At 34.9% G+C, this 6000-nt stretch carries 6 protein-coding genes and 2 pseudogenes; 3 read left to right on the forward strand and 5 right to left on the reverse strand.

The window, feature by feature from the left end; genetic code table 11:
* Window positions 1-99: 99 nt before the first annotated feature.
* Window positions 100-996 (forward strand): hypothetical protein, encoded by an 897-nt coding sequence (locus MF4640_RS03890; protein ID WP_078388754.1) that lies wholly within the window; start codon window positions 100-102, stop codon window positions 994-996.
* A gap of 100 nt (window positions 997-1096) precedes the next feature.
* Here the strand turns inward: MF4640_RS03890 and MF4640_RS03895 are convergent, their stop codons facing one another.
* Window positions 1097-2281, reverse strand: a complete 1185-nt coding sequence (locus tag MF4640_RS03895) for a hypothetical protein (RefSeq protein WP_078388755.1) — start codon at window positions 2279-2281, stop codon at window positions 1097-1099.
* A gap of 146 nt (window positions 2282-2427) precedes the next feature.
* On the opposite strand from MF4640_RS03895, the gene MF4640_RS03900 reads away from it, so the two are divergent.
* Window positions 2428-2724 (forward strand): pyocin activator PrtN family protein, encoded by a 297-nt coding sequence (locus MF4640_RS03900; protein WP_004281614.1) that lies wholly within the window; start codon window positions 2428-2430, stop codon window positions 2722-2724.
* Here the strand turns inward: MF4640_RS03900 and xerC are convergent.
* Window positions 2690-3826, reverse strand: a complete 1137-nt coding sequence (xerC, locus tag MF4640_RS03905; protein ID WP_004281613.1) for a tyrosine recombinase XerC — start codon at window positions 3824-3826, stop codon at window positions 2690-2692. The two genes, MF4640_RS03900 and xerC, sit on opposite strands and share 35 nt — an antisense overlap.
* Window positions 3827-3957: 131 nt before the next feature.
* Here xerC and dusA point away from each other — a divergent pair, with 131 nt between their 5' ends.
* Window positions 3958-4980, forward strand: a complete 1023-nt coding sequence (gene dusA, locus MF4640_RS03910; RefSeq protein WP_078388756.1) for a tRNA dihydrouridine(20/20a) synthase DusA — start codon at window positions 3958-3960, stop codon at window positions 4978-4980.
* 62 nt (window positions 4981-5042) lie between these two features.
* On the opposite strand, the gene MF4640_RS03915 is transcribed toward dusA, so the two are convergent.
* The 3 genes and pseudogenes from MF4640_RS03915 to MF4640_RS18935 all read right to left on the reverse strand — a co-directional run.
* Complete coding sequence (locus MF4640_RS03915) at window positions 5043-5552, reverse strand: hypothetical protein (protein ID WP_078388757.1); 510 nt, start codon at window positions 5550-5552, stop codon at window positions 5043-5045.
* 64 nt (window positions 5553-5616) lie between these two features.
* Window positions 5617-5871, reverse strand: a pseudogene (locus MF4640_RS03920) (DUF695 domain-containing protein); the annotation flags it as partial.
* A 9-nt stretch (window positions 5872-5880) separates the two neighbouring features.
* Window positions 5881-6000, reverse strand: a pseudogene (locus MF4640_RS18935) (IS30 family transposase); the annotation flags it as partial.

Raw genomic sequence — 6000 nt, forward strand, 5'->3', positions numbered from 1 at the left:
ATAGTGCAAAACAAGGGGAAATAGAGCGAAAAACTTAGTAGAAAGTATTGTTTTTATTACCTAAAGTATGACGTAAGCTTTTTTAAAACAGGATACAAAATGCGCAATTCTGAACTAGACAATCTTAAATCATTCCTGACACAACTTAGAGATGAAGATCTTATCTGGGCACTGTTTGTCTATCATCGCCCAAATATTGATAACAATCGCAGAATACGGGAGAGCAACGCTGCTATAGAAAAAGATATAGCAAAACTGAACAGCCTAGATAAACTCAGGAACATAAGTAAATTTATAATTGATGAAATGAATAATAGTAGTGATGATGATATCTATTATTTTTTACGTGATTTAAAGGATTTTCAATCTAGAATCACAATACATTCTTTTGACTTTAATAAAATTAAAGATAATCAAAGATTCTTACAATTTGCATGCAAAGTCTTGAATGAAAAAGAAGGAGATCGCTTAATTTTAGATATAAAAAATCTATACTTCCAGCTCCTTTATCTGGCTTATACAATCCCTTTTTATTATGAAAATTCTAGATCAATTGAAAATATATATTTTCGATTTGACAAAATATACACAAAATTCAACAGTCATTTTAAATCACCATGCTCTGATTTTTTTGTATGGGCTAAAAAGTATATTAATGAAAACTCAGAATTTAGGAGATACAGAAGAGATGCATCACATGTATCTGAATATGAGACTTTAATTAACTCAATATTTGATATTATCTATTATGAAGATGAAAATATTCACTATGCTTTAAGAAAAAAATTATCTAACGCGTGGTATCAAAAAAAGCACCGTGAGGAGAAAAAGGTGAAAAAACCTCACTATTACGCATTAACTAAAAGAGCTAGAGAAGCGTTGCTTACATTAGCTTTCAAGAATGGTCTGTCCGAAGAGCAAATGATCGAAAGACTCATCAATGAAACCTATGCCAAAGAATGCTGTTCAGTCGATGGAGAAAATCTATATTTGTAAAAATAATCTTTCCACCAGTCACACCCAATCTAGTCCATTATATAACTAAGATTGGGTTTGTGCGTGCAGACCTAATGAAAATAGGTATCTTAATAAAATTTTATTGATTTAAGCTCATATTCACTTTGCTTAAAGCACTTTTAAACTTATCCCCAATATTGGGATCATAAAAGAAATATTTAGTTAGTACTGGTTCTAATATTCCATAGAAGCCATCATCTATCATGTCATTCACTGTAATTCTAATAAGCTTATAAAAATCAAAAATACTATTATGTTGGTCAAATAAGGTTCTTTCCGAAATAGCAAAACCATACTCTTCCATTTCTTTTTTTGCTATCTCAGAACAGGTAGGTTCAGCATCTAAGATGTGGATAGGGGTCTCACGGTATAATGGTTTATTTATGTTGTTCTTTTTGACCAGCATCAGATGCCATGCTCCTAGCAAGCTAACCCAAGATGCAAGGTTGGGCTTAAAGATCGGATTATGCCCTAACCTTGCCTCCACATTAGTAAAATACCTCGACAAATCATTTTTTTTGTTTAGATCAATAGTATAGATACGCTGATAATCTACTTTTTCCAAAGCTTCCAACTTGGCGTTAGACTTAATAACTGCAATGACTTTTTCATGGTCACTTAAATTATTCAAATCTACAATCTGCGACATTTTTAAATTTGATGCCAACAGCTTATTTTTAAAAATTTCTAATTCAAGAAATAGCATAGCTCTAAAGAATAACTTATCTAATAATTCCTGAGAAATCACCTGATAGGCTTTACTATACTTCGAGACCTTTAAGATCCCCATATCAAGTAATTTTCCAAGTACTCCAATGGCAATATTGTCATATTCATAGCTTAAAAACTGACTAACTATTTTATAGCGTTCATTTCCGCTCAACGGATTTATAGGTTGTCTATCCAATATGTTCTGCAAATCTTGGGCAAATTCATCAATAGGAAAATCCGCCTTATCGACTTCTAAACGTATCTCATCATTAAAAGCAGAGATAAAATTGCTAACATCATTCTCTTGCATCTTATCCGATTTACTATAATAGGCAATATTTAAGTCTAGCCCCATCAACAGTAAATGCTTGTAGTGCTCAGCTCTCAGCCCTTTATATTTTCTTGTAGCTAAAATTAGATGAAAAGAATCATTCAACCTTTTATAAAAATCCGACTTCTCATCAGAAAAGGTTTCTAGCGAAACAATATCGTAGAAGTATAAATAATCTAATAGTTTAATAGTGTTGATTTGAATGTCTGTTAGTTTTGGCATTGAGCTATCTATGAAGAAAAAAGTTACCCTTATTTCCTCATTATTCGTCATTTCATCTTTTTTACAATTATTTCAGTGAATTTTGTTAGCTATACCTTAGTTGTATGACTAAAGATTCAAGAATTAACTTTTAAAAGAGTAACCAAATGAACAAAGTACAAATGAATTTATCAGATTATTTATTCATGCAATTTAAAACCATGACTCCCACTCTTGAACAAGTGGCAGCCATGTATTACCCCCATCTAAGTAAAGCAAAAATATTAGAAAAAGCGAGAAAAAAGGAATTTCCATTTATTTGCTACAAGATAGATGAAAGTCAAAAATCACCATACTTAGTTGATATTTTTGACTTAGCTTTTGTTTTAGACAAACGTTACAACGAACAAGCTAAAGAGTATGAAATTTTTACGAAGTCAGCTCTAACGAATTCTCAAAATTAAGGGTCTGTTTTCTTCGTTTAACTGATACATACCTTTCCAAACTCCCCCATGAATCGTGCAAACTAATTTGCTGTATCTGGGGGATAGTGAAACCTTGCTCAGCTAAACGGGTACACCCTTCATGTCTCAAATCATGGAATTTTAAATCATCTATTCCAAGCAACTTACAAGCTTTTCTAAATTCACCACCTATTGTTTTTGGACTAAGAGGTATCAGATATTCATCGCCATAGCCTCTTTTCAACATTCTAGCTCTAACTTCCTGCTCCGATAAAAGCTCAATAATTTTTTTACACTGAGGTAATACATTAAACTCCTTATGATTACCTTTAGAGCCTGTTGGGTTTTTCAAATCACGTATTTTCCATGAGTTGTTATGAATGTCAAAATCACTTAATTCCATTCGAGTTATTTCCGCCTCACGTCTACATGAGTAAATTGCAAACCAAATAATCAAATGCATTGGATAACTGTAAGCAGGATTATTCCATTTATTGACAAAATACTTCGTCAATGCCGCCAACTCTTCATTCGTTGGAAGCCTATCTCTTTTTTGACTTGATGAAATTTGGCGTGTCTTTCTTAATTGTGCTGTTGCCTTATCGAAAGAATTTAGATCAATATCTATATCCCACATTACCGCTGCATGAGATAGCACCCCTCTAATATGTAAAAGCTCATGCTGGAGTGTACTAGATGCAACAGGAGCGAGTCCTAGATCTTCAATGCCTTTTTTGCGTAGAGCTACGTGTTCCGCAATATGAGTCGATTTAATTTTTGTGATAACATGCCGCGCGATTGGAAACTTCTGAATAAGTTTGAGTGAATATGTTTTAGTTCGTCCATACTCAGCTCCCACTTCCGCCAAATATTTCGAAATAGCGTTAGAAAGAGTTAGATCTATTACATCTTCTTGACCAAACAAAATTTCAGGATTTTCTTCTATTTCAGCTTCCCTTTTTGCTAACCAAATTGCTGCAACTTTCTTCGATCCAAATGTTTTACTTTCTTTATATATTGGTAAATCTTTTCGATTGATTCGAATTTCAGCACGATAGCGTATTGATCCATTGACTAACTTACGCTGCGTGATTGTACCCATTTTTACGCCTTATGATATTTTTACTTATTATGGCGTATTTATGGCGTAAATCAAATTTTAAAAAGAGCAAAAAAAGATGAAATAGATGCAAATAAATTCAACACAACACTGATTCAATAGGTTGATTTTCAATGAGTATTTTATCAAAACCAAGCAACACACAGAATCCTCGAATCAGTGTTGCGCCGATGATGGATTGGACGACCAAAGACTATCGTTTCTTTGCGCGTCTATTTAACCCAAACGTCATTCTTTATACAGAAATGGTGACCACTGGCGCGATCCTGTTTGGCGGTGCAAATCGACATCTCGATTACAACAATGAAGAACACCCGATCGTTTTACAACTCGGTGGCTCAAACCCTAAAGACTTAGCCACTTGTACCAAAATGGCACAAGACTGGGGCTATGATGAAGTCAACTTAAATGTCGGCTGTCCAAGTGACCGTGTACAAAACAATAAAATTGGCGCATGCCTCATGGCAGAACCGGACCTCATTGCAGAATGTATCGCTGAAATGCAAAATGCCGTCGATATTCCAGTGACGGTAAAGCACCGTATCGGCATTGATGATATGCAGTCTTATGAAGAGATGCTGCATTTTGTCGATACCGTAGCCAAAACAGGCTGTAATAATTTTATTGTACATGCACGTATTGCATTACTTCAGGGACTTTCTCCGAAAGAAAACCGTGAAGTTCCGCCACTACGTTATGAAGATGTCTATCGTTTAAAGCAAGAACGCCCAAATCTATTGATTGAGATTAATGGCGGGATCAAAACCTTTGCTGAAACACAAGAACATCTCAAACATGTGGATGGTGTGATGATTGGTCGTGAAGCCTACCATAACCCCTACCTTTTGGCAGAGCTGGGGCAGCTGTGGAATTTGGATCTACCTGATCGCTTTGAAATTATTGACCAAATGCTGCCGTATATTGCAAAGCGTATGGCTGAGGGTGCGCCATTGTCGATTATCACGCGCCATATTTTGGGTTTATTCCAAAACCTTCCGGGTGCTCGAAAATGGCGTCAGGCTTTAAGTGGTGGTAATGCCAAGACTTTTGCCGATGTTGAAAATGCAATTCTTAACATTAAAGACGCAATGCAACGCACCGAAGATTATTTAAAAGAACACACTCTAGCTCAGTAATTTAGAACGTTGATCTAAACGAAAAAAGCGAAGCATCTGCTTCGCTTTTTTATGTTTCACCGTTATAGCCGAGTACAAGCTTTCACTAAAGCACGCTTGTGTATATTGGTGACACATTTTATTGTTTCAGTCTTAAAATCATAATGATAGGAAATATACTTTCCTGCAATAAGCTCGCTGACAAAGGGTTCTTTTCTAAAGTAAGCCGTAGTTATACAGTGGTGTAAATCAGGCGTGGCATTTACTTTAATCTGTTCAACAAATTGACTTTGCTGATGAATTTGATCCTGTAATTTTAAAATACGATTCATATTTTGAAATTCTACGGATTGAGCAATCTGTTGTATATTTTTAAAATGACAAGCCTGCGTGACATCATCATGATGCTGATGCATTGACCAAACCAATAATGACTGTATATCACTCATCATTTCTTTGGCTTCATTGACCTGATTTAAAACATAAAAATGACGAACGGTTGAATAAATAGCATATACAACACCGCAACTCAAAATGATCCCTAAAGCCACTATTTTAACATCAAGTTTGGAATGCCCTGAAAGATCAGTCATTGAGTTACTTTATCCCATTATATTTTAAAAGTGCTTCAGGCGAACTCGTCTTTTATATAAGAGATTAACCCGTAAATTTACTCAGAGCACGCCAGTATTTGTCTTTAAACAGACTGACCTCTATTTCAAAGTTGCCTTTATATTTTTCAATTACTTGATCAATGACTTTGGATGGCTTTCTAAACTCTTTACACGCAAAATATATGGTTCTTAAGTGATTACCCGTTTCACGGCCTATATTTAAATAGCCATCCACATCTTTCAACTCTTGTAATAATGCGTCTTCTATCAAATTCAGTAGTTCATAATCTGTAGACGCAGGGCGAATTCAAACATGAGGTGCGACAGTTTCAAAAGCCTTATGATAATCAACAAGCTGAGCAAATTTCTCTAATGGTGTAAGCCAATCTAACGCCTTTCTAGGACGAGTATTCAGTGACATGGCAAC

It is taken from the genome of Acinetobacter sp. MF4640, assembly GCF_002018895.1.
GTDB classification, from domain to species: Bacteria; Pseudomonadota; Gammaproteobacteria; order Pseudomonadales; family Moraxellaceae; genus Acinetobacter; species Acinetobacter johnsonii.

Bases quoted from the DNA above. Each gene is read 5' to 3' on its own strand.
- MF4640_RS03890 (WP_078388754.1), top strand. From the start codon at position 100: ATGCGCAATTCTGAACTAGACAATCTTAAATCATTCCTGACACAACTT.
- MF4640_RS03895 (WP_078388755.1), bottom strand. From the start codon at position 2,281: ATGCCAAAACTAACAGACATTCAAATCAACACTATTAAACTATTAGAT.
- MF4640_RS03900 (WP_004281614.1), top strand. From the start codon at position 2,428: ATGAACAAAGTACAAATGAATTTATCAGATTATTTATTCATGCAATTT.
- xerC (WP_004281613.1), bottom strand. From the start codon at position 3,826: ATGGGTACAATCACGCAGCGTAAGTTAGTCAATGGATCAATACGCTAT.
- dusA (WP_078388756.1), top strand. From the start codon at position 3,958: ATGAGTATTTTATCAAAACCAAGCAACACACAGAATCCTCGAATCAGT.
- MF4640_RS03915 (WP_078388757.1), bottom strand. From the start codon at position 5,552: ATGACTGATCTTTCAGGGCATTCCAAACTTGATGTTAAAATAGTGGCT.